22 protein-coding genes are annotated in these 22,695 nt (G+C 71.0%); 10 read left to right on the top strand and 12 right to left on the bottom strand.

The genetic code is table 11. The features are described 5' to 3' along the window. Window positions 1–95: 95 nt before the first annotated feature. On the bottom strand, window positions 96–1,730 hold the full coding sequence (locus tag AC2IPW_RS17430) for an ABC transporter permease (RefSeq protein WP_486375276.1): 1,635 nt from the start codon (window positions 1,728–1,730) through the stop codon (window positions 96–98). Beyond that, a complete protein-coding gene (locus AC2IPW_RS17435) occupies window positions 1,727–2,689 on the bottom strand; it encodes an ABC transporter ATP-binding protein (RefSeq protein ID WP_416061486.1) in 963 nt (320 codons plus the stop codon). Before AC2IPW_RS17435 ends, AC2IPW_RS17430 begins: the two co-directional genes overlap by 4 nt. 156 nt (window positions 2,690–2,845) lie before the next feature. Here AC2IPW_RS17435 and AC2IPW_RS17440 point away from each other — a divergent pair, with 156 nt between their 5' ends. Together AC2IPW_RS17440 and AC2IPW_RS17445 are read left to right on the top strand one after the other, a co-directional pair. Continuing rightward, window positions 2,846–4,063, top strand: coding sequence for a lipase family protein (locus AC2IPW_RS17440; RefSeq protein WP_416061487.1), 1,218 nt, complete (start codon window positions 2,846–2,848; stop codon window positions 4,061–4,063). Window positions 4,064–4,348: 285 nt separating this feature from the next. Further along, on the top strand, window positions 4,349–4,834 hold the full coding sequence (locus AC2IPW_RS17445; RefSeq protein WP_416061488.1) for a hypothetical protein: 486 nt from the start codon (window positions 4,349–4,351) through the stop codon (window positions 4,832–4,834). Window positions 4,835–4,854: 20 nt separating this feature from the next. Here AC2IPW_RS17445 and AC2IPW_RS17450 read toward each other — a convergent pair whose 3' ends face one another. The 6 genes from AC2IPW_RS17450 to mdo all read right to left on the bottom strand — a co-directional run bounded on the left by AC2IPW_RS17450 (window position 4,855) and on the right by mdo (window position 12,482). Further along, window positions 4,855–5,523, bottom strand: coding sequence for a MadR family response regulator transcription factor (locus tag AC2IPW_RS17450; RefSeq protein WP_003937682.1), 669 nt, complete (start codon window positions 5,521–5,523; stop codon window positions 4,855–4,857). Further along, entirely contained in the window at window positions 5,520–6,959 is a 1,440-nt protein-coding gene (locus tag AC2IPW_RS17455) for a MadS family sensor histidine kinase (RefSeq protein WP_486375277.1), read from the bottom strand. Before AC2IPW_RS17455 ends, AC2IPW_RS17450 begins: the two co-directional genes overlap by 4 nt. Further along, window positions 6,956–8,131, bottom strand: a complete 1,176-nt coding sequence (locus AC2IPW_RS17460) for an iron-containing alcohol dehydrogenase (protein WP_003937680.1) — start codon at window positions 8,129–8,131, stop codon at window positions 6,956–6,958. The genes AC2IPW_RS17455 and AC2IPW_RS17460 overlap by 4 nt, the downstream gene beginning before the upstream one ends. 245 nt (window positions 8,132–8,376) lie before the next feature. After that, window positions 8,377–9,885 (bottom strand): MadC family VWA domain-containing protein, encoded by a 1,509-nt coding sequence (gene madC, locus AC2IPW_RS17465; RefSeq protein WP_486377022.1) that lies wholly within the window; start codon window positions 9,883–9,885, stop codon window positions 8,377–8,379. Window positions 9,886–9,985: 100 nt separating this feature from the next. Further along, complete coding sequence (locus AC2IPW_RS17470; RefSeq protein WP_486375278.1) at window positions 9,986–11,122, bottom strand: MadB family AAA-type ATPase; 1,137 nt, start codon at window positions 11,120–11,122, stop codon at window positions 9,986–9,988. An 88-nt stretch (window positions 11,123–11,210) separates the two neighbouring features. Next, a complete protein-coding gene (mdo, locus tag AC2IPW_RS17475) occupies window positions 11,211–12,482 on the bottom strand; it encodes an NDMA-dependent methanol dehydrogenase (protein WP_289378832.1) in 1,272 nt (423 codons plus the stop codon). Window positions 12,483–12,800: 318 nt separating this feature from the next. On the opposite strand from mdo, the gene AC2IPW_RS17480 reads away from it, so the two are divergent. After that, window positions 12,801–13,856 (top strand): ferredoxin--NADP reductase, encoded by a 1,056-nt coding sequence (locus AC2IPW_RS17480; protein ID WP_003937676.1) that lies wholly within the window; start codon window positions 12,801–12,803, stop codon window positions 13,854–13,856. Between the two features lie 25 nt (window positions 13,857–13,881). On the opposite strand, the gene AC2IPW_RS17485 is transcribed toward AC2IPW_RS17480, so the two are convergent. Beyond that, entirely contained in the window at window positions 13,882–15,129 is a 1,248-nt protein-coding gene (locus AC2IPW_RS17485) for an MFS transporter (RefSeq protein WP_054374917.1), read from the bottom strand. Between the two features lie 227 nt (window positions 15,130–15,356). On the opposite strand from AC2IPW_RS17485, the gene AC2IPW_RS17490 reads away from it, so the two are divergent. Both AC2IPW_RS17490 and AC2IPW_RS17495 read left to right on the top strand, forming a co-directional pair. Beyond that, the gene (locus AC2IPW_RS17490; RefSeq protein WP_003937674.1) at window positions 15,357–15,722 is read left to right on the top strand and encodes an SPW repeat domain-containing protein; all 366 of its coding nucleotides are present in this window, start codon (window positions 15,357–15,359) and stop codon (window positions 15,720–15,722) included. A gap of 97 nt (window positions 15,723–15,819) precedes the next feature. Then, window positions 15,820–16,431 carry a TetR/AcrR family transcriptional regulator gene (locus AC2IPW_RS17495; RefSeq protein WP_054374916.1) on the top strand — a complete coding sequence of 204 codons (612 nt, stop codon included), beginning with the start codon at window positions 15,820–15,822 and terminating at the stop codon, window positions 16,429–16,431. A gap of 13 nt (window positions 16,432–16,444) precedes the next feature. Here the strand turns inward: AC2IPW_RS17495 and AC2IPW_RS17500 are convergent, their stop codons facing one another. Together AC2IPW_RS17500 and AC2IPW_RS17505 are read right to left on the bottom strand one after the other, a co-directional pair. Next, entirely contained in the window at window positions 16,445–17,260 is an 816-nt protein-coding gene (locus AC2IPW_RS17500; RefSeq protein ID WP_486375279.1) for a glutamate racemase, read from the bottom strand. A gap of 31 nt (window positions 17,261–17,291) precedes the next feature. Continuing rightward, entirely contained in the window at window positions 17,292–18,482 is a 1,191-nt protein-coding gene (locus AC2IPW_RS17505) for an NAD(P)/FAD-dependent oxidoreductase (RefSeq protein WP_371383504.1), read from the bottom strand. 181 nt (window positions 18,483–18,663) lie between these two features. Between AC2IPW_RS17505 and AC2IPW_RS17510 the strand changes: the two genes are divergently transcribed. Genes AC2IPW_RS17510 through AC2IPW_RS17530 form a run of 5 tightly spaced genes read left to right on the top strand, consistent with a single transcriptional unit; the run spans window position 18,664 to window position 21,226 of the window. Continuing rightward, window positions 18,664–19,125 (top strand): Asp23/Gls24 family envelope stress response protein, encoded by a 462-nt coding sequence (locus AC2IPW_RS17510; protein ID WP_003937670.1) that lies wholly within the window; start codon window positions 18,664–18,666, stop codon window positions 19,123–19,125. Continuing rightward, on the top strand, window positions 19,122–19,439 hold the full coding sequence (locus AC2IPW_RS17515; RefSeq protein ID WP_054374914.1) for an Asp23/Gls24 family envelope stress response protein: 318 nt from the start codon (window positions 19,122–19,124) through the stop codon (window positions 19,437–19,439). Before AC2IPW_RS17510 ends, AC2IPW_RS17515 begins: the two co-directional genes overlap by 4 nt. Next, the gene (locus AC2IPW_RS17520; protein WP_054374913.1) at window positions 19,436–19,630 is read left to right on the top strand and encodes a hypothetical protein; all 195 of its coding nucleotides are present in this window, start codon (window positions 19,436–19,438) and stop codon (window positions 19,628–19,630) included. The genes AC2IPW_RS17515 and AC2IPW_RS17520 overlap by 4 nt, the downstream gene beginning before the upstream one ends. Beyond that, the gene (locus AC2IPW_RS17525; RefSeq protein WP_371383502.1) at window positions 19,623–20,660 is read left to right on the top strand and encodes a DUF6286 domain-containing protein; all 1,038 of its coding nucleotides are present in this window, start codon (window positions 19,623–19,625) and stop codon (window positions 20,658–20,660) included. Before AC2IPW_RS17520 ends, AC2IPW_RS17525 begins: the two co-directional genes overlap by 8 nt. Further along, window positions 20,657–21,226, top strand: a complete 570-nt coding sequence (locus AC2IPW_RS17530; protein WP_003937666.1) for an Asp23/Gls24 family envelope stress response protein — start codon at window positions 20,657–20,659, stop codon at window positions 21,224–21,226. The genes AC2IPW_RS17525 and AC2IPW_RS17530 overlap by 4 nt, the downstream gene beginning before the upstream one ends. A 236-nt stretch (window positions 21,227–21,462) precedes the next feature. Here the strand turns inward: AC2IPW_RS17530 and tuf are convergent, their stop codons facing one another. After that, complete coding sequence (gene tuf, locus AC2IPW_RS17535) at window positions 21,463–22,653, bottom strand: elongation factor Tu (protein ID WP_003937665.1); 1,191 nt, start codon at window positions 22,651–22,653, stop codon at window positions 21,463–21,465. Window positions 22,654–22,695 lie beyond the last annotated feature (42 nt).

Consider the following 22,695-nt stretch of genomic DNA (forward strand, 5'->3'; position numbering starts at 1 on the left):
CGAACCCCCCTGTGACCGAACCCCGTATGACCGAATGTCACATCGCGTCGGTCACATCGACGCGATGTGACATTCGGCCCCGCGCCCGGCGCGGGTCACTGGACGACGAGATCGCGACGGCGCAGCGCGCCGATCCCCGCCGTCATGGTGAGCACCGCGAGAACCAGCAGCACCAGCAACGGCAGCACTCGCACCTCCGCGGCCGGCACCGGGGGCACGTGGACGAACGGCGACAGGTCCAGCACAGCCTGCGGCAGGTCCAGCAGGATGCCGAGCTGCCCGATGAGCAACCACACGGCGAACACGCCCCACGCGACGCTCGCGGCGCGACGCGGCACCACACCCACGCACAACACCGCCATCGCCTCCACCAGGAGAACAGCCGGGACGAAGGCCAGTGACGCCGGCAGCAGGTTGCCGAGTGATCCGGTGACGTCGCCGACCGTCAGGCCGTAGGAGACCGCCAGCGTGACGCCCGTGGCGATCTGCAGCACGATCACCCCGATCGTCACCACGCCGATGTGTGCGAGCATCCACGGCACCCGACCGAGGGCGGTCGAGAGCAGCGGCTCGACCCGCCCGGACGTCTCCTCCCCGTGCGTCCGCAGCACGGCTTGCACCGCGTACCCACTGCCGACCAGCGCCATCATCAGGAAGATCATCGCGAAGTACGCGTCGGTGAGGCCCTGCGCCCCGCCGCCGAGCTGCTTCATCATGTCGGCGACGGCGCCCCCCTCGTCGAGGAAGTTGTTCATCTCGTTCGCGACGCTGCCGTACGTCGCGGCGAGAACGACGATGCCGAGCGCCCACCACATCAACGTCGTGCGCTGTATCCGCCACGCGAAGCCCCACGCGGTAGGCAGCCACGACGCCGCACGGTCCGGCCCCGGCCGCGGTTGCACCAGCCCGGCGCCGTGATCGCGCCGCCCGGTCAGCTCGTACGCGGTCCACGTCGCCGCGACCGTGAAGACAGCGAACAACACCAGGACCCACCAGACGTCCTCGTCGAACGGCCGGATCTGCTGCGCCCAGCCGATCGGCGAGAGCCACGACACCCACATGCTCGTGACGCTGACCCCGCCTGGGTCGACGGTGGCGGCACTGTCGCCGACGGCACGCAGCAGGAACGCGACCCCCAGCGCCGCGCCGGCCAGTCCGTTCGCGGCCCGGGCACCCTCGGCGACCTGCGCGCTCACCGCCGCGACCGACGCGAACGCGATCCCGGCTGCCGCCGTCGCCACCGCAAGAGCGACAGATCCGGACAGCGGCAGTCCGAAACCCAGGGAGACGACGGTGAGCAGCAGCGCGAGTGCGACATTCGCCGCCGTGGCCACGATCAGGGCCGCGGTGAGCAGGGCACGCCGGCCGACGACACTGGCGCCGACCAGTTCCGCGCGGCCGGTCTCCTCGTTCTGCCGGGTGTGCCGGACCACGGCCATCGTGCTCATCAGGCCCGCCGCCAGGGCCAGGAACAGCAGTGTCTGCGCCGCGACGACCGCGCCGAGACTGTCCCCCGAGACCAGGCCGTTGGTGGCCAGCACCACGGGGGACACTGCGGAGCTGACGGCGATGAGGTGCAGGTCCTCCTGTGTCGGATAGAGCCCCTTCAGGCTCGACACCGAGATCGCGTACACGATCGTGATCGTCACCAGCCACACCGGCAGCTGCACGCGGTCGCGGCGGGCTGCCAGACGCACCAGCCGGCCGGTACCGACGAATGCGGCATTCATGCGCTGTCCCCGTCGCCGACGGCCGGCCGGCCGTGCGCGAGGTGCTCGCCGGGGACGTGGATGTGCTCGCCCGGCAGGTCGTCCCCGTAGTGCCGCAGGAACAGTTCCTCGAGGGTGGGCGGGGTACTGGTGAGCGACGTGATGCCGAAGTCGAGCAGCTCGCGCAGCACCGCGTCCATCCGGGCCGTGTCCACCTCGCACCGCACCCGCAGGCCGTCGACCTGCAGGTCGTGCACACCGGGCACCGTCTCGAGCCCGGCCACGGGACGCACGGTGTCGGCCACCACGGACGTGCGGGTCAGGTGCCGCAGTTCGGTCAGCGTGCCGGACTCGACGGTGCGGCCCTGCCGGATGATGGTCACCCGGTCGCACAGCGCTTCGACCTCGGCGAGGACGTGGCTCGAGAGCAGCACCGAGCTCCCGTCGGCGACGACCTCGCGGACGCAGTCCCGGAACACCTCGTCCTTGAGCGGGTCCAGGCCGGAGGTCGGCTCGTCGAAGAGGAACAACTCCACGTCCGAGGCGAGCGCGGCGACGATCGCGACCTTCTGCCGGTTGCCCTTCGAGTACGTGCGGGCCTTCTTGGTCGGATCGAGTTCGAAGCGTTCGAGCAGTTCGGCGCGGCGGCGTTCGTCGATGCCGCCGCGCAGACCGGCGAGCAGGTCGATCGCCTCCCCGCCGGTGAGGTTGGGCCACAGGTTGACCTCGCCGGGTACGTACGCGAGCCGCCGGTGCAGGTCCACCGCGTTGCGCCACGGGTCGCCCCCGAGCAGCTCGACCCGGCCGGAGTCCGCACGCAGCAGCCCGAGCAGAATGCGGATGGTGGTGGACTTGCCGGATCCGTTCGGGCCGAGGAATCCGTGCACCTCGCCTCGGCGGAGCTCGAGATCGAGACCGTCGAGAGCACGGGTGGTTCCGAACGACTTGACGAGCTTTTCCACGGAGATCGCCGTCGACATGGTGCCGAGGCTACGCCCAATCGGGGGTCCGTGCGGTGACGATTTGCGCAACACGCGGGGTCGGGTGAACCCTCGCAAATCGGTCGTTTAGGCTTCGCCCGGATCGCTGGTTTTCGAGGAACGGCACCGGTCGGTGCGCTGGAGAGGTGGGGGGACGTGGCCGCACGGTTCGGTCGGGGAATCCGCAATGCGCTGATCGGCGCCGCGGCGGTGTGCGCCACGGTCGCCGCCACGGGAACCGCGGGCGCCGCGCCCGTGTATCCGGTGCCGCCGGCCGACCCGTTCTACCGCGCGGCCGCCGACGTCGCCGTCGCCCCGGCCGGCGATGCACTCGAGGTGCGGCGCGTGCCCGCACCGCCCGGCATCGTCGACGTCGAGGCGTGGCAGGTCCGCTTCCGGTCGACGGATTCGACCGGCCGTCCGATCCCTGCGGTGACGACGGTTCTCGCCCCCGCCGGCAAGGCTCCGGACGGTCCGCTGCTGTCGTTCCAGCACGTCATCAACGCCCTCGGCACGCACTGCGCACCGTCGCAGACGCTGTGGACGAGCGACCCGGATCTCGCCGTGCGGGAGGCGCCGGCCCTCAACGTGGTGCTCCGGCGGGGCTGGACGGTCGCGATCCCGGACCATCTCGGGCCGAACAGCGCCTACGGCGCGGCTCGCCTCGGCGGACAGATCACCCTCGACGGCATCCGCGCGGTGCAGCAGGTACCCGAGCTGCAGCTCGCCCACAGCCCGGTTGCGCTGGCGGGGTACTCCGGCGGCGGGATGGCCACCGGGTGGGCCGCGGCACTGGCTCCGACCTACGCCCCCGACCTGAACCTGGTGGGTGCGGCGATGGGCGGGGTGCCGATGAACATCCGCAAGATGGCCGAGGCTCTCGGCGAGAACCCGCACCCCGCCTTCGGTCTGGCGTTCGCGGCCGCGCTGGGCCTCGAACGCGAGTACCCCGAACGGATGCGGATCAGCGCGGACCTGACCCCCGCGGGTGTGGCGATGCGCGACGCCCTGGCCAACGCCTGTACCAACGACATCCTCGCGCGCGGTGCCGGCGGCAGCCTGCGGCAGGTGAGCACCAATGCCCACCTGGCCGACGATGCCGACGCGGTCGCCGTCGCGGAGGAGAACAGCCTCGAGCTGTACCCGGGCGTGCCGACCGTGCCCGTGTTCGAATGGCACAGTCCCACCGACGCACTCATCCCGGTGGACTCCATCGACGCCACGCTCGACCGCTACTGCGCCGCGGGCGCGCCGGTGCGCCGGGTCGAGACCCCCAGCCCCGACCACATGTCGGCGGCGGTGCTCGGCCTGCCGGACGCGTTCGAGTTCCTCGGCGAGCGTTTCGACGGAGCACCGGTCACCGGAACCTGCTGACCCGTCCACGTCCACCGGACCCGAACGGATCGGCGGGCGCCTCGACGGAGTCGCCTGCACAGCCGCGTAGCTGCGCGTACATGCAGTATCGGGTCGCTGATCGGCGGACAGCGCTACTGCTTCCGGGTACTCGGTCGTGCTCGGAGCGGGTCCGTCCTCGGTCGGGTAACGCACCCGCGCAACGAGTGCGGCGCCGACAGAGCTGGAACCTCCGAAGATCGTGCCGAACGGTCGCTTTTCCGGCAGGATCACGTGGGAGACGCTCGTTCGACCGGAAGGACACCGATGCGATCGATTACCCGTGCCGCGCTCACAGCAGTGGCCGTCATTCCCTCGTTCCTGGCTGCCCCCGCCTTCGCGTCGGCGGCCGACGCCGGCGAGGTCGCCTTCGCCTTCACCGTCAGCGGATCGACCGTGACGAACACGATCACCAACGACTCGGGCACGCCCCTGGACTGCATGACCGGGCTCGCCCCGGCTCCTGGCGGGGTACTGCCGCCGGTCGCCGAGGTGATCGCCAACGGTCAGACCTTGGGCACGTCGGGCCGGGTACAGCCGGGTGTGACCACCCAGACCGTGACCGAGATCCCCGACGGCACCTATGTCGTCCTCGCCTCGTGCTCGACGGACGGCCTGGCCACCATGTGGGTTTCGGACTACCCCGGCATCGCAGACCATCTGGCGCCCATGCCGGTCACCGCCTACCCGGTCCAGCAGGCCTCCCCCGTCGTCACCGTGCCAGCAACCCTGCCGGCGTTCGGCAGCAGCTGACCCACGGCGTCGCCGCCGCGCTAGATCAAGCCGCGCTTGCTTGCCGCGTACACGGCCTCGGCGCGGCGGCTCACGCTCAGTTTGCGCATGATGTTGCTCACGTGGAACTTCACCGTGGTACCCGAGATGAAAAGGCGCTCACCGATCTTGGCGTTGGACAAGCCTGCTGCGAGCAGCCGCAGCACCTCGAGTTCGCGCTCGGTGAGTTGTTCCTGCGGCGTGGTCTGCCCGTTGAGGGAACGCACCACCGCCGCGGCGCTGCGCGAGTCGAAGGCACTCTCGCCGCGCGACACCGCGCGGATCGCGCGCACCAGCTCGGTCGTGTCGACGTCCTTCACGACGTACCCGCGTGCCCCGGCGTGCACGGCACGCACGACCAGCTGCTCGTCGAGGAACGTGGTGAGCACGAGCAGGCCCAGCCCCGGGTGGGCGGCCGACAGCTGCCCGCACAACGTCAGTCCCTCGTAGTCCGACCCGGCGGAGAGCTTCAGGTCCATCAGGACGATGTCGGGCCGGACCCGGCCCACGAGGGTGAGCGCCTCGGCCTCGTGCGAGGCCTCTCCGACCACCTCGAGGTCCGGCTCCCGCTCGAGGATCGAGCGCAGCCCCTGGCGCAGGATCGCGTGGTCGTCGACGAGGACGATGCGGACCGTGCGATTCACCGTCCCGGCTGGGGTTGCCACGTTCATCGCTGTGCTCCTGTCCGCGCCGCGTGTGCCGGCGCCGCACTGTTCCCGCTGGTTCCGATCGTCTCGTCGGCGTCCCGCTCCGCGTCGACGGCCCGTTCGGGCACCGGGATGCGCACCGCCACCCGGACCCCGCCGAGACGGGCGCGACGCACCTCGAGAGTGCCACCGAGCTCGTGTGCGCGGGCCTGCATGTTGGCCAGCCCGCGATGGCGGCCGTCCCAGTCGTTGTCCGCGGCGAGGCGCAGCATCAGCCGCATCCGGGCCGGGTCCCCGTCCCCGTCGTCGGCGACCGACAACAGCACCGAGTCCGGCCGGTACGTCAGCCGCAGCACCACGCGCCGGGCATTGGCGTGCACCGCGGCGTTGAACAGCGCCTCCCCTGCGATGCGCAGCAGCGAATGCTCGGCCTCGCCCGGCAGTTCGACCGGCGGGCCGCCCACCCGGACCGTGATGTCGAGTTCGCCCGGCGTGTGCGCGCTGCAGAGCTGCTCGAGCATCTCCGGCAGCGACGTGCGATCCGAGTCGGACGGGTGGTTGAGCGCGTAGATCGCCGAGCGCAGCTGTTCGACCGCGCGCCGGGTGAGCTCCTTGGCCAGGTCGAGCCGCTCGCCGCGCTCGGTGTCGGGAATGTCGCTGCGGCACACCTCGATCTGCATGCCGGCCGACAGCACGGCCTGCGTGACGCTGTCGTGCAGCTCCCGCGCGATGCGGTGACGTTCCTCGTCGAGCGCCTGGTGCCGATGCGCGGCACCGAGCTGCCGTTGGGTCAACTCCAGCTGACGCAACGTCGCCTCGAGTTCGGCGTTGCGGGCCTGCAGATCCGCCGCTGCGCGATTCGCTTCCTGGTATGCCTGCTCGGCTCGTCCGAGCAGCAGCTGGCCCCGCTGGTAGAGCGCGGAATTCTGCAGAGCCACGGCGGTCTGGCTGGCGAGGATCGACAGCACGGCGTGGTCGGTGCCGTCGATGGTGCGGTGTTCGGGTGTCCACGCGGCGATCGCGCCTGCCACCCCGCCGTCGAGGACGATGGGGACGAAGGCGTGATGGGTGTCGATGGTGGCGTCCCGGCCGATCGACCCCGACCGGATGTCCTCGAGGCAGCGCACCACGTCGTCGGGCAGGGGTGGACCTTCGACGTTGTCGACGAGGAACGGGGTGGCATCGGGTCCGAGGACCAGACGGCGCGGCCCTGCGTCGGGCAGGGTTCGGTCGGTCAGGGCGAAGACCACCCAGCGGGCGCTCAGGTGGGCACGCGCGGCCTCGGCCACGGCGCAGATCAGGGTCTCGGGACCCTCGACGGTGCGCACCAGGGCACGCGAGATCAGCTCGAGCGCGTGGACGACCCGCTCGAGACGTTCGGCGGCTCCGCGGTACTGGGGATAGAACGTGGGTTTGCCGGAACGCAGGCCGGTCAGTCGCGACAGGTCGGGAGCGGTCACAATGCCGCCCGGAACAGCGCGACCATCTGCTCGTGCGTCGCTTCGCGGGGGTTGGTGGACATGCACGCGTCGCGTAGCGCGCCCGCGGCCAGACGTTCGAGGTCGGTCGCCTGCACTCCGAGTTCCCGCAGTCCGCGCGGCACTCCGACTTCGCGGGCGAGCCGTTCGACCCGGTCTGCGACGGCGAGTGCGGCTTCCACGGCGGGACCGCGGTGCTCGTCGAGCCCGAGAGCCCGGGCGATCGCGACAAACGGCTCGGGATCGGAGGCGGCGTTGAACCGGATGACGTGCGGGAGGAGCACTCCGTTGATGACGCCGTGCGGCAGGTCCAGCAGCCCGCCGACCTGGTGGCTCATCGCGTGCGCGGCACCGAGGATCGCGTTGGTGAACGCCAGCCCGGCCTCGAGGCTGGCCTGGGCCATGATCGATCGGGCCGCCATCTCCCGGGGGTCTTCGATCGTGCGTACCAGCGTGTCGGTGACGAGACCGACCGCGCGCAGGGCGTGGTGGTCGGTGAGCGGGTTGTGGGCGCGGGAGACGAACGCCTCCACGCCGTGGGTGAGCGCGTCCAGCCCGGTGGCCGCATTCAGTTCGTCCGGCATGGTGGTCAGCAGCCGCGGGTCGATCACGGTCAGGTCCGGGACCAGCGAACGACCGATGATGGTGATCTTGGTGCCCCGGACGGTGTCGGTGACGACGCAGAACTGGGAGACGTCGGCGCCCGTGCCCGAGGTCGAGGGCACCACCACCATCGGTGGGATCGGAACGGCCGCCCGGTCCACGCCTTCGTAGTCGAGGATGCTGCCGCCGTTGGCGGCGAGCACCGCGATGCCCTTGGCGGCGTCGATCACCGAGCCGCCACCGAGCGCGACGAGCACGTCGCAGCCGTGCACACGGTACGTCTCGTGCCCGGCGGTGACCTCGTGGTCCTTGGGGTTGGGGGTGAGATCACCCCACACGATCGGCGTGAGGCCCTGCTCGACGAGATGGCCGTGCAGCTCGTCGACCCAGCCGGCCTCGATCAGCCCCGGGTCGGTGACCAGCAGGGGCCGGACCGCGCCGAGCCGAACCGCCGCGTGCGCCGCTTCGACCAGCGATCCGACCCCGAACACGATCTCCGGGGCATGGAACTTGGCCAGCGTCGTCGCGGTGTGCTCCGATGCGACGGCCACTGCGCACTCCTGACGATCCCGATTGCTGTGATCCAGCTTACGTGGCTTCCGAGCCTAGCCCCTACCCGACGGCGTGGCACCGGGCCGAACGGCAGGGGCGGTACCTGCCCGTTCGGGCAGGTACCGCCGGTCCACCGCGGGCCGGCCATCGGCCGAGAACACCCGCTCGGCCCCCGGCTCTCCGCTGATCCGACAGGAGCAGCGGATGACCGGCCGGGCCGCGGCTGCGCGACCCCGTCTCCCGCTCACCGCAGGGCGTGCCCGAGTTCCGCCGCCCGCGACAGCAGCTGGGCGGCGTCCCGGGCGACGACGACGCGATCGCACTCCTGGGCGTACTCGGGCATCGCGCACGTCGCCTGGGCCCAGTAGCGCTGCGGTTCCGGGGTGATCCAGGCGAGCCGGTGCACGCGACGACGAAGGTCGGCGAGCCGGTCGGCGCGGGCGGGCAGACCGTTGCAGCGGCCGTCGCCGACGACGAGCACACTCGTGCGCGAGTCGACGATGCCGGCGTGCTCGGCGAGCAGTTCGTCGAGCACCCGGCCGTAGTCGCTGCTCGCCTCGAGGTCGAGGCCGGGATGCGCCAGCACGGCCGCGAGGGCGCCGTCGCCCGTGGCGGCCAGCAGTTCCCGCGTCACGTCGACGGGCCGGTCGACGAACGCCAGGACGCGGCAGCGGTGGGCACGGCCGTGCATGGCCTGCGCCAGGCGGAGGGTGAACGCGGTGATCGGGCGCACCGACAGGGATACGTCGGCGAGGATGAGCAACCGGACCCGGTCGGGACGCGGGGCGCGCACGATCAGGTGGAACGGCACACCTTCGGTGCGCATCCCGGCACGCGCCGTGCGACGCATGTCGAGGCGGCCACGGGTCAGCTCGCGCGGCACCGGCCGCGCCGGGCCGCGCATGCGGCGCAGCACCTCGTGGCACGCCAGTTCGATCTCGGCTCGGGACGCGACGTCGCCGGCGGTGGCGGGGGCGTCGGGCTCGCCGTCCGGCAGCGGGCCGCCGAGCCCGGCCTGCGACAGTGCCGCGACGAACGCCTCGACGGCCTCGACGAGCCGGTTCAGTTGTGCCGCGCTGAGTGGCTCGTCGGCGTGGTCGTCGCCGTAGGCACGGCGCGGGTCGTAGGCGTCGAGCCACGCGAGGATGGATTCGGGATCGTCCCACGACAGCGACCCGACGACGGCGGCACCCGGATTCGCGGCCAGCTCGCCCACCGCTGCGGCTCCGGCCCGATCCACGTCGACGGTGTAGGTGACCCCGCGCCGTCCCGAGTCGGCGCCCGTGTCGACCGACAGCGCCGCGTCGGACGAGGTCATCGAGACGTCGTCGTCGTCCTTGTGGGGATTGAAGCCCTTGTCCGCCTCCGGGGTGTCGAAGTGGTCGCCGACCTCCGCGGCGCGCTCGTTGTACTCGGCGTAGCGCGCGACCTGCGGATCGTCGTCGAGCTCGAGCGCGGTCGGCAGGGACTCGGCGAATTGTGCTCGCGGCGAGGACTTCCCGTCTGCCGCACCGACGCTGTCCGCCGCGGCGAACAGCGCGTCGAAGGCGCGGTCGAAACCGGCCTGCTCGTGCGGGTACTTCGCGCACACCGCACGCAGGCAGGCTCGCAGCACATCGTGGTCGCGGGCACCGACGAGTCCGAGCACACGGCGGACCTCGATGGTCTCGGCGGGCGAGGCGGAGACCCCGTGCCGTCGCAGCAGGCGGCCGAAGACGGCGGCCACCACGTCGAGGGGGTACGACGGGTGCATCGCCGCGAGCGGCGTGACGGACTTCGCCGCGAGCGGCGTGACGGACTTCGCCGCGAGCGGTGTCCCGGGCGTCGTCGTGGGCGGTGTCACCGGCATGGGGTCACCGCCGCGCACCGATACCGACACCGCTGCCCCCGCCACCGCGCCCGCGGAACACCGCGGTGGTGGTGTTGGCGGGCCGGGAGGCGACCGTGGCCCGCTCGGGTCGCTCCCCTGCCGGCTCGGTGGTCGTCGACGCGGTCGTCGTCGCCACAGTGGTCCCCACAGTGGTCCTCGGTGCGGTGGTCGCCGGCGCGGTGGTCGTCGGTGCGGTGAGTGCGGTGTCACCGTCCAGCCGGGCGCGGACGAGGTCGGCGTCGCCGGTGTACTTGAGCAGCGCGGCGAGCAGGATGTCCCGGATCTGCCGGAGCGAGGTGTGGTCGCCGCCGCCGCGCCGCAGCACGGTGGCGGCACGCGCGGCATCGATGACCTCGGAGATGGACGGGCTCTTGCGCAACGGCAGTTCGCGCAGGGTGCGGGCCAGGTCCACGACCTCGCCGGCGGTGACGGTGTCGACGTCGGGGGCGCGGGCGGTGACGATCTCGCGTTCACGTTCGGGGGTGGGGTAGCCGACGTGGTAGTGCAGGCAGCGGCGCTTGAGGGCGGGCGAGAGTTCGCGGGTGTCGTTGGAGGTCAGGATCACCCAGGGCGCGGACCGGGCGGTGAAGGTGCCCACCTCCGGAATGGTGACCTGCCGCTCCGCGAGGACCTCGAGGAGCAGCGCCTCCATGGACTCCTCGGTTCGGTCGACCTCGTCGACGAGGAGGACTACCGGCTCCGGGGAGAGGATCGCCTCGAGCAGGGGGCGCACGGCCAGGAAGTTCTCGGAATACAGGCCGAAGTCCTGCGCGGCGAGGAAGCGGGACGCCTCGGCGACGTCGGGGTAGGCGGCGAGCTGCTCGCCGATGCGATCCCGCAGCATCTGCACGTGCAGCAGCTGCTTCGCGTAGTCCCACTCGTACAGCGCCCGGCTGTCGTCGAGACCCTCGTAGCACTGCAGCCGTACCAGCTTGCGCCCGCCGACGGCGGCGAGCGCCTTGGCGAGTTCGGTCTTGCCGACGCCGGCCGGGCCCTCGAGCAGCAGCGGCCGTTCGAGCGCGGTGGCGAGGTGGACGACGACCGCGAACTCGTCGTCGGCGATGTAGTCGTGGCGGCGCAGCGCGTCGGCGAGTTCCGGTCCGCTGGTGAAGCTGGTCATCGGTGCTCCTGTGTCGTCGTCGGCACTCGAGGTGGGTATGTCCGGGGCGGGTCGCCCCGCCCCGGACACGGATCGGTCGGGTGGTGGGTCAGTAGGCCCGGTTGATGCAGTGGTCGACGACGGGGATCATCGACTCGACCGTCACCTCGCGCGGGTTGCCCGGCGTGCACCAGTCGCCCTGGATGTGCTCGGAGATGGCGCGCACGGTCTTCTCGTCGCCCTTGATGACGTCGCCGCGTCCGGCGTACTTGCCGGTGTTCATGCGGTTCTTCTCGTACGAGTCGACGCGCACCTGACCGAAGTTGTCGGGGATGCCGACGTCCTTGGCCAACCGGATGGCGGCCTCGACCGCGGCGTCCGCCGCCTGGACGGTGGTCATGTTGCGGGTGTCGACACCCATCGCGGTGGCGATGCGGGCGTAGTGCTCGTAGCGCGAGGGCAGGTTGTACTCCCACACGCGCGGCAGGGCGATCGCGTTGTTGAGGCCGTGGTGGCTGTCGAAGAACGCGGACACGGCGTGCGAGATGGAGTGCACGATGCCCAGGCCGCCCGAGTTGAAGGCCTGCGCGGCGATGTACTGGGCGTTCATCATGCCCTCGCGGGCCTTGAGGTTGCGCGGCTCGAAGGTGGCCTCACGCAGGTGCTTGGCGACGAGCTCGATCGAGTACAGGGCGTTGCCGAGCGACGGGGCGAAGTCCAGCCGCGAGACGAACGGCTCGGAGCCGTGGGCGAGGACGTCGAAGCCGCAGTACGCGGTGAAGTGCTGCGGGCAGGTGTAGTACAGCAGCGGGTCGTCGATGGCGAGGGTGACGATCGTGGCCTCGTCGAAGCCGACCCACTTGTGCGGGTGGTCCATGTCGGAGGTGTCGGTGATGACGTATGCCCAGGAGGTCTCCGAGCCGGTGCCGGCGGTGGTCGAGACGGCGATGTGCGGCGGGTTCTCCTTGTTGGTGGACTTGGCGAAGCCCTCGAACTCGTTGATGTTGCGGCCGTCGTGGGCGATGACCACGCGGGCGCCCTTCGCGGCGTCGTGGCTCGAGCCGCCGCCGACGGAGATGATGGAGTCGCACTTCTCCTGCTGGTAGAGGGCGGCGGCCTCCATGACGTTGTAGTCCTTGGGGTTGGACTCGACCTTGTCGAACAGGACGACCTCGACACCCTGGTACTCGATCTTGCCGATCAGCTCCTCGATGATGCCCGAACCGCGTAGACCGGTCGTCATCAGCAGGGTGCGCTTGAAGCCCAGGTTCTTCGCCTCGACACCGATGATGTCGTGGGCGCCGACACCCATCAGTGCCCGCGGGAAGGGGTGGAACTCCTTGATGGGGAAGTCCCAGATCTGGTTGAGTTCGATGGCCATCGCGTCTCTCCTGATGTGTCGGCCGGAAGTGGTGGTTCGAATGCGGCGTCCGGTGTGACCGGCGTCTCTTCGCATCTCCACCTTCGGTCTCGATCACGCCCACGGAAAGGGCTTCGCGCTCGAACCGTCCGGTCGCGGCCCCGAAGCCGTCCGGTCGATCGGGCCGGCCTGCCCGATCGGGCAGGGGTCCGTTCCCGCTGATCGGGAGCCGACCGCAGCCCGACGCACCCCGTCCCGGTAGCGTTCTGTTGCTGATATCCTGAAACTAGAACGCGTTCTAGATTGCTTCACCCGCACCACGGAAGGACCGACCTGGCCATGACGACAGTCGAGGTGCCGCACGGCTCGCGATCCGCGATCCTGACCGTCTCCGCAGTCATCGAGGAGACGCCGGACTCGCGCTCGATCGTCTTCGACGTGCCGGCCGAGCTCCAGGACAAGTTCGCGTACAAGCCCGGACAGTTCCTGACCCTGCGCATCCCGAGCGAGCAGACCGGCTCCGTGGCCCGTTGCTACTCGCTGGCCAGCTCCCCGTACACCGACGACGCCCCCAAGGTCACGGTCAAGCGGACGGTCGACGGCTACGGGTCCAACTGGCTGTGCGACCGGATCTCCGCCGGTGACCGCATCGAGGTTCTGCCACCGTCGGGCGTCTTCACCCCGAAGTCCCTCGACCACGACTTCCTGCTGTTCGGCGCGGGCAGCGGCATCACCCCGGTCGTCTCGATCCTCAAGTCGGCACTGACCCAGGGGTCCGGCAAGGTCGTGCTGGTCTACGCCAACCGCGACGAGGCGTCGGTCATCTTCGCCGAGGAGCTGCGCGCCCTGGCCGAGAAGTACCCGACCCGGCTGACCGTCGTGCACTGGCTCGAGTCCGTGCAGGGCCTGCCGTCCGCCGAGCAGCTCGCCACCCTGGCGGCCCCGTTCAGCAGCCACGAGGCGTTCATGTGCGGCCCCGGCCCGTTCATGGATGCCGTGCACCGGGCGCTGCAGATCGCCGGCATGCCGCGCACGCAGGTGCACGCGGAGGTGTTCAACTCCCTCGCGGGGGACCCGTTCGCCGACCACACCCCCGTCGAGGTGAGCGACGAGGAGGCGGCCGACGCCGCGACGGTGGAGGTCGAGCTGGACGGGGAGACCCACACGATTCCGTGGCCGCGCTCGCAGACCCTCGTCGACATCATGCTCTCCAAGGGACTCGACGTGCCGTACTCCTGCCAGGAGGGCGAGTGCGGCTCGTGTGCGTGCACCGTCCTCGACGGCAAGGTCGAGATGGAGCACTGCGAGATCCTCGACCCCGAGGACATCGAGGCAGGCTACGTCCTGGGCTGCCAGGCCCGCCCGGTGACGGACACCGTCAAGATCGTCTTCTGAGACGGGTCCCTCGTCGGTCCTCGTCTCAGCGGACGAGGACCGGCGCCTCGACCAGCTGGGCGGCCGGCTTTCGCGGGCCGCGCAGCGCCACACCCACCCCGGCGCCGAGCGCGAGCACGATCACGGCGCCGCCGTAGCCCAGCGTCGTCGCGGTCAGCCCGTACGCGCCGGTCGCGAGGCCCGCGATCACCGCGGGCACGGAGAACGCGAGGTAGCAGACGACGAACGTGGTGGCGAACAGGCGACCGCGTTCGTGCGGTGCCGCCAGACCGCCGATGACGTTCATCGCTCCCAGGAACGCCGCACCCCAGCCGAAGCCCGCGACGGCGGTCCCGGCGAAGTAGGCGACGGCCCACCCACCGAGCACGGCGGTCACGACGACGCCGACGCCGGTGGCCAGGATCGCGGTCCCCGCGACGACCACGCGCCGCGGATCGAGACCGCGGAGCATCGTCGCCGCCACCGAACCGGACGCGAAGAGCGTGAAGATCGCCAGCCCGGCGACGAGGCGGTTGCCGATCCCGAAGACCGTACCCACGATCGACGGTCCGAGAGACATGTAGAGCCCGCCGAGCGACCACGCCGACAGCAGGGCCGGCAGGATCACCAGGTACGGGCCCCGCACCCCGGCCGGCACGGACGCACTCGGCAGCAGGCTGCGCAGCGCGGCCCGGCGGGTAGCGAAGCCCGGCGCGGGTACCCGGTCGGGGACGAAGACGAGCACGGCGGCCAGCGCCAGCGCCATCAGGACGACGAGGACGTAGACGAGCACAGTCGGAAAGGGCGCGAACTGAACGAGCAGTCCCGCGCCGGCGGCACCGAGGGCGAGCCCGAGCGACGGCGCGACACTGTTGACGAACGATCCGAGCCTGGGGCTCGGTTGCAGGTCGATCACGGCGGCGCTCACGGCTCCGGTAGCCGCCCCGACCGCGAGGCCCTGCAGCACGCGGGCCAGGACGAGCCAGCCCACGTCGTCGGCAAGGATGAACACGCCCATGCTCACCACGAGCAGCAGTAGCGCTCCGATCAGCACGGGCCGGCGGCCGACCTGATCGGAGATCGAGCCGATCGTCAGCAGGGTGGCGAGCAGGGCCAGGGCGTACACGGCGAAGACGGCGGTCAGCATTCCCGGCGAGAAGCCCCATTGCTGCTGGTACAGCGGATAGAGCGGGGAGGGAGCGGACGACGACGCGGTGAGCAGGAAGCTGGCCGTGCCGACCGCCAGGAAACCGTGACGGCGTGGCAGGGAGCGACCCGGCGTCGGCTCCGGCATCGGACCTCCTCGGAACTCGTGGGAACAGTCGACAGTTCGTTGACCAAGGCAACGATCTAGTGGAACATGCCGGGCGCGGAGATCATTCCCCACCCGGTCACTTCCCTGTAAAAACCGCCTCTCACCTGCGCTCGAGCGTTACCGCAGTGCAACGTCCCGACCGTTGACCGACCGGTCGATCAGGGTTATACCGAAGACAGGACCCGATACGCACTAGGAGGCTCGACATGTTCTCCGACAGCCGGCTACAGGATTACGTGGCCGTGATCCTGGGCGTCTTCACCGCCCTGTCCCCCCTGTGGGTCACCACCGACACCACGACGACGTGGACCCTCGTCGTTCTCGGCGTGCTGATCGCGCTGACCGGACTCGCGCAGATCGTCCGGCCCACGATGGCAGCGATCGACTACGCGATGGGTGTATTCGGCGTGCTGTTGTTCCTCTCCCCCTGGGTCATGGGCTACACCGAGTACAGCGGTGCATCCTGGACGGCCTGGGTGGTGGGCGTGCTCACCGTGGTCGTCGCGGTAGCAGCACTGCCCGCGATGAACGCGCGGATGCACGGACACGGCGGACTGGCCACGCACCACTGATCACCACCGCTCACCCCGCGGACGGCCGGCATGCCGGCCGTCCGCCCACGCCCCTGGCGCCTTCACATTCCCGCCCGTGCCCCCGGAGGTGAACGCCATGAGCACCCCGGGCTCGAAACCGCCGCGCCGTCGCGCCCGGCGGGACAACGCCGCGCGAGTACACATCCTCGACGCCGCCGAAACCCTCTTCGCCGCCCACGGCTTCGACGCCACCTCGACGACCGCGATCGCCGTCGCCGCCGACGTACCCAAGGGACTGATCTTCTACTACTTCCCCACCAAGGAATCGATCCTCGAGACGCTCGTCGCCGAGCGACTGCCCGCCGAACCGATCCAGGACGTCACCGGCCTCGTCTCCCCCGGCGACCCGGCGGCCAGTCTCGTCAACCTCGACGCCGCCCTCGACCTGCGCACCCACCACTCCTCGCTGCTCCGGGTCATCTGGCGTGAGGCCGAGAGCCATCCCGGCCTGCGCGCCCCGTTGCGCCGGCTGCGCACCTCCCTCCAGGAGGCCACCATGCGGGTCCTGCAGGCCAGCGTGCCCGGCCCGATACAACCGGGCACCCTGCGGACCTGTGCGACGACGTGGGTGTCGGCGATGTTCTCCGCGGCCACGGTCGACCGGCTGTTCGGTCTCGACGGCCCCTCCCCCGACGAACTCGGCGGCGTCGCGCGGCTCGTCGCCGCGGGCATGGCCGGGATGGGCTGAGCGGAACGACCGGTCAGCGCGTTCCGGCGCGTGGAGCGTCGTCGCCGGGCAGCCCCGCGGTCGGGTCACCGAAGCCGTCGACGAGCCCGCGGCCCGCCGGGTAGCCGAGGGCACCGGGGGGAAGCTCGCCGGGCCTGCCGCTCAGGAACACCTCGACCCGCCCGCTGCCCGCCCAGGGCCGGCCGAGGGCGTCGATACGCCGCAGAGTCTGCGCCGCCACCGCCTCGGCGCTGTCGAACAGGCGTACCCCGGCCGGCAGGTGCGCGGCTATGACGTCGGCCACCAGCGGGTAGTGGGTACAGCCGAGGACGACACCGCGCACGTCGGCCGGGGTCCGTTCCGCCGCCGCCGCGATCGCCGTGGCCGCGGCGGTCGTTTCGCCGCGGTCGATGGCGTCGGCGAGCCCGTGGCAGGCCACCCCTACCACTTTGCTGTCGCCGGCGAACCGCGCGACGAGGTCGGCCTGGTAGCGGCTGGCGGTGGTTGCTGCGGTGGCCCAGATCGCCACCGATTCGCACACCGCGGCGGCCGGCTTGATCGCCGGCACGGTTCCGATCACCGGGATCTCGTCACCGAGGGCCTCGCGCACATGCTCGAGCGCGGTCACGGACGCCGTGTTGCACGGCAGGACGACCACCTCGGCACCCCGGGTCACGGCCCGCTCCGCGGTGCGCACGACCCGGTCGATCACCCAGTCCCCGGGCTTCGGCCCCCACGGGGCGCCGTCCGGGTCCATCGACAGCATCAGGTCCAGTTCGGGACGCAATCGGCGCAGCCAGGCAGACGTCGGGAGCAGGCCGAGACCCGAGTCGATGAGCGCAACGATCACCCTACGAATCTAGCGGTCGCCGACTCGGCGGTTACGACGTGGGCGTGAGGATCTCCGTGATCGGCGCACCCGCGGCGATCTTCCCCCGCATCTTCATCACCTGTCCGGCCAGCCCCGCGCCGACCACACCCGTCAGGCGGCCGTCCCGTTCGTAGTAGGCGAGGAACTTGCGGCCGTCGTCGCGCACCACGTGCACGGTGTCGTCGGCGCGGACCGCGCCGAGCGCCTGGATCTTCACGTCGTACTGATCGCTCCAGAAGTACGGCACCTGCGCGACCGGATCGCTCTCGGAGCCGAGGAGCGCGCCGGCGAGCACCTTCGCCTGCTCTCCGGCGTTTGTCCAGTGCTCGAGCCGCGCGCGGGGGCCGTCCGAGACCTCCCAGGCCGCGACGTCGCCGACCGCCCACACGTGCGGGACGGACGTGCGGCCCACGCCGTCGCACACCACTCCGTCGTCCACGCGCACGCCCGAACCGTCGAGCCAGTCGGTGACCGGCACCGAGCCGATGCCGACGACGACCACATCCACCTCGAGTTCGGTGCCGTCACCGAGGACCGCCCCGGTGACCCGGCCGCCGCCGCGCACCTCTTGCACCCCGACGCCCGTGCGGACCTGCACGCCCTCCTCGGTGTGCAGCCGGGCGACCAGCGCGCCCACCTGCTCGCCGAGAACGGATGCGAGCGGGGCGGCCTGCGGCTCGACCAGTACCACGTCCATGCCCCGCCCCCGCAGACTCGCCGCGACCTCGCACCCGATGAATCCGCCGCCGACGACGAGCGCTCGTCCGCCCGGGACCACCGCAGCGCGCAGGGCCCGGCTGTCGTCCAACGACCGCAGCACGTGTACTCCGGCGAGCCCGGCCGTGCCGGGCAGCGGCCTCGGTCGCAGCCCGGTTGCGATGATCAGTTCGTCGAAGCCGACGCGCTGACCGTCGGACAGGGCGAGGGTACGAGTCGCCGGGTCGAGCCCGCGCGCCCGGACCCCCAGGCGCAGCTCGATGCGCTGGTCGTCGAAGAACTCCCGCGGCCGCAGTGTGGTGTCGTCGGTGCCGCCCCGGACCACCTCCTTCGACAGCGGCGGCCGGTCGTAGGGCAGGTGCGGTTCGTCGCCGATCAGGACGAGTTCCCCGTCGAATCCGCCGCCACGCAGTTCCTCGGCCACGCGCACCCCCGCCAATCCGGCCCCGACCACGACGATCCGCTGCGTACCCGTCACACCCACCCGCTCCGCCCTCTCCTCAGACAGTGACTCAGGCCACCGCAATCCGTGCAACTGTTTTACCAAATGCGCGGACCCCCGGACAGCGCGTCGTTCCTGCGCGAGCCGCGCCCCCCGCACCCGCCCGGAGTTACTACAGTCGGAGGGGACAGAACTTCATCCGGCAGGCCGACGAGGAGCCCCCATGACCAGCGACAGCGGCGCAGGCATCAGCCGCGTGCAGTTCGGCAACGGAATCACGCCGGGACCGGTCGATACGCAGGGGCGCACCATCATCGCCGACGCGGTCGTGGCCAAGATCGCCGGAATCGCGACCCGCGAGATCAGCGGTGTCTACGACGTCGGCGCCGGCACCGCACGCGTGGTCGGGGCGCTTCGGGACCGCATCCCCGGCGCGCGGATCAACCACGGGCAGGGCGTCGCCGTGGAGGTCGGCGAGAAGCAGGCCGCGATCGACATCGGCGTCGTCGCCGAATACGGCGTGGCCCTGCACGAACTCGCGGTCGCGATCCGCCACAACGTGATCACCGCCGTCGAACGGATGACCGGCCTCGAGGTCACCGAAGTCAACATCACCGTCTTCGACGTCGTGCTGTTCGACGAGGCCACGGGCGTCGCCGAAGACCTGAAACCCCGCGTCCAGTGACCACCCCCGCCGAGCCCGCAGAACTGGCCGCGGCCGCCGCCCTCCAGGTGCCCGGCGTCGCCGAGCTGCACGGCGGAGCCTTCGGCGAGGTCGCGACGTATCTGCCGGGCCGGCGTGTCACCGGGATCCGCCTCGGCGCGGACACGTGCGCGGTGCACATCGTCGTCGAGTACCCGGCCGACCTGTACGCCGTCGCGGCCGCCGTCCGGGACCGGCTCGGGCCGCTGGTCGGCGTCCCCGTCGACGTGACCATCGAAGACCTACGGATCCCGTCGCCCGACGGCGAGCACCCGACCAGTGAGGTGACCCCGTGAACCACACCCCTGTCAGCAACACCGCCATCGGACTCCTGGCGGGTCTGCTCCTCGCCCTCGCCGGCATCCTCGGCGGCTTCAGCGGCCTGCTGTTCGGCATCCTGCTCGGCGCCCTCGGCATGGCTGTCGGTGCCCACCGTGACGGCCTCCTCGACCTGGGCGCGCTGCTGCGGAGCCGGGGCCGTGGCTGACTCCAGGCCCACCGAGCCGGAGACGCTGCCGTCCCGGGCCGGCGCCGACGCGGTCGCTCCCGAGACGGTCGACCCCGTCGGGCACCGCGGACAGCTGGTGATCAAGGACCGCGCCGTCGAGCGGATCGCCGCGGCCGCCGCCCTCCAGGTGCCCGGGGTGATCCGCCAGCGCGGCGGACTCAGCCTGTTCACCGGGCGGGACCTGCCCCGCGCCGACGTCACCACCGGCGGCGGCGCCGTCGCGGTCAACCTGTACATCGCGGCCGAATGGCCCTACGACGCCGCCGCCCTCACCCGGCGGGTGCACGACGCAGTCGACCGTCAACTCCACGAGCTGACCGGTCTGCCGGTGCACGAACTCAACGTCCTCGTCGCCGCGACGTCCGTCGCCGAGGCGGCCGAACGCAGCGAACCGTCGGTGCCGGTCGAGTACACCGAGGCCGACATCGTCGCCCGGACCGAGTACCGGGCTCCGGTCCCGGTCGTCGCGCCGCTGCCGCCCCTCGCCCACCCGGCCGCGGCGCCGGCGGCCGCGCTCATCGCCGTGGGGGCACTGGCGCTCGCGTTCGCCGCGGCCCGGGAACTGCTCATCGTCCGCGGCACGTATGCGGGCGCGCCGTGGCTGCGGAACTCCTTCGAGTGGTTCGGCCGGCTGCACTGGCAGAGCTGGATCGCACCCGTCGCCGCGGCGCTGGTCTTGCTCGGGGTCGTGCTCGTGGTGGTGGCCGTCAAGCCGCGTCGCCGCACGCACGTGCCCCTGCAGGTGTCCGGACCGGTTCCCACGGTGTGGATGCGCCGAACCGACCTGGCCCGGATGTGCAGCGCCCACGCGTCGACGCTGCCCGGCGTGTACGCGGCCCGCACCGTCGTGGACCGTCGCCGGGCGCTGGTCAGCATCGTGGGATCGGGTGAGGAGTCGACCGCCGATCTGGTCGCCGCGGTCCGGGGCGCGGTGGCCCCGAACCTGGAACTGCTCGCCGAGCCGATCGCGCTCGTGGTGCAGGTGCATCGGCCGAGGACGGCGCGATGAAGCTGCGCACCGTCCTGGTCAACCGGTTGCTCACGTTCGCCGTGGGCGCCGCACTGCTCGGCGCCGGGGCGTTCGCGCTGGCCTGGCTCTGGCAGGTGAGTTTCGCCCGGGAATGGCTGGCCCGCCTGGACCGCCCGCGCATCATCGACATCCCGGACCAGTCCTGGTGGGAGGGCGCGCTGTGGACCGCCGTCGCCGTGGGCGTGACAATCGGGATCGTGCTCCTGGCGGTCAACTTCTCCCGGCGCCGGACGTCGCGGGTGCAGCTGTACGACGAGGTCACCGAGGCCACCCTGGCCGTGGAGCTCGGACCGGTGGCCGACGGCGTCGCCGGCGAGCTGGCGGCCCTGCCCGGGGTGCGGGCCACACGCAGCCGGGCCGTCGTCGAGCGCCACCTGCCGACCCTGTCGATCACGGTGTATGCGGATCCGAACATCGACGTCGCCGACTTCACCGCCCGTGCCGAGGAAACCGCCGAGCGGGCCGCCCGCGCGCTGGGCGGGGCCCGGGTGGCGACGCAGGTGCTGCTGCACCTGGATCCGGCTCACCCCGAACCCGCCGCGTAGCCGCTTTCCCGTCGCTCGAGCCCCCACTGCCCGAGCCCACGGCCGGAGCCGCCGCCGGCCGAGCTGAGCGAATGTCTCGCTCACCGCGGCTTATCGGCTCGGCGATACATTCGCTCGACGCCGGAAACGCCGAACGGCGCCCACCCCGAAGGATGGACGCCGTTCGACGTCAGCGAGAACCAGCTCACTCGATGATCGCGTAGGCGGTGCCTACTTGATGATCGCGTAGGCGGTGCCTACTTGATGATCTTCGTGACGCGACCGGCGCCGACGGTGCGGCCACCCTCGCGGATCGCGAAGCGCAGGCCCTCGTCCATGGCAACCGGCTGGATCAGGACGACCGACATCTCGGTGTTGTCGCCCGGCATGACCATCTCGGTGCCCTCGGGAAGGGTCACAACGCCCGTCACGTCCGTGGTACGGAAGTAGAACTGCGGACGGTAGTTGTTGAAGAACGGCGTGTGGCGGCCGCCCTCCTCCTTGTTGAGGATGTAGGCCTGGCCCTCGAACTCCGTGTGCGGAGTGGTGGTGCCCGGCTTCACGACGACCTGGCCGCGCTCGACGTCCTCGCGCTTGATGCCGCGGACCAGCAGACCGACGTTGTCGCCGGCCTGGCCCTGGTCGAGCAGCTTGCGGAACATCTCGATGCCCGTGACCGTGGTCTTGGTCGAGGTCGGACGGATACCGACGATCTCGACCTCCTCGTTCACGTTGATGACACCGCGCTCGATGCGGCCGGTGACGACCGTGCCACGACCGGTGATGGTGAAGACGTCCTCGACGGGCATGAGGAACGGCTTGTCGGTCTCACGAACCGGATCCGGGATGGACTCGTCGACGGCGTCCATCAGGTCCTCGATGGACTTGACCCACTTCTCGTCGCCCTCGAGCGCCTTGAGCGCCGAGATCGGGATGACCGGGGCGTTCTCGTCGAACTCCTGGGCGGCCAGCAGCTCGCGGACCTCCATCTCGACGAGCTCGAGGATTTCCTCGTCGTCGACCATGTCGGCCTTGTTCAGGGCGACCAGGATGTAGGGCACACCGACCTGACGGGCGAGCAGCACGTGCTCGCGAGTCTGCGGCATCGGGCCGTCGGTGGCGGCCACGACCAGGATCGCGCCGTCCATCTGAGCCGCACCGGTGATCATGTTCTTGATGTAGTCGGCGTGACCCGGGGCGTCGACGTGCGCGTAGTGGCGCTTCTCGGTCTGGTACTCGACGTGGGAGATGTTGATCGTGATACCACGAGCCTTCTCCTCCGGAGCCTTGTCGATCTGGTCGAACGCGAAGCTCTCGTTCAGGTCCGGGTACTTGTCGGCGAGCACCTTGGTGATGGCAGCCGTGGTGGTGGTCTTGCCGTGGTCGACGTGACCGATGGTGCCGATGTTCACGTGCGGCTTGGTCCGCTCGAACTTCGCCTTCGCCACTTGAGGGTCCTCCTGGACTGTTGTTGCTTGCAGTATGCAGCA

It is taken from the genome of Rhodococcus sp. NS-SX18 (assembly GCF_057367935.1).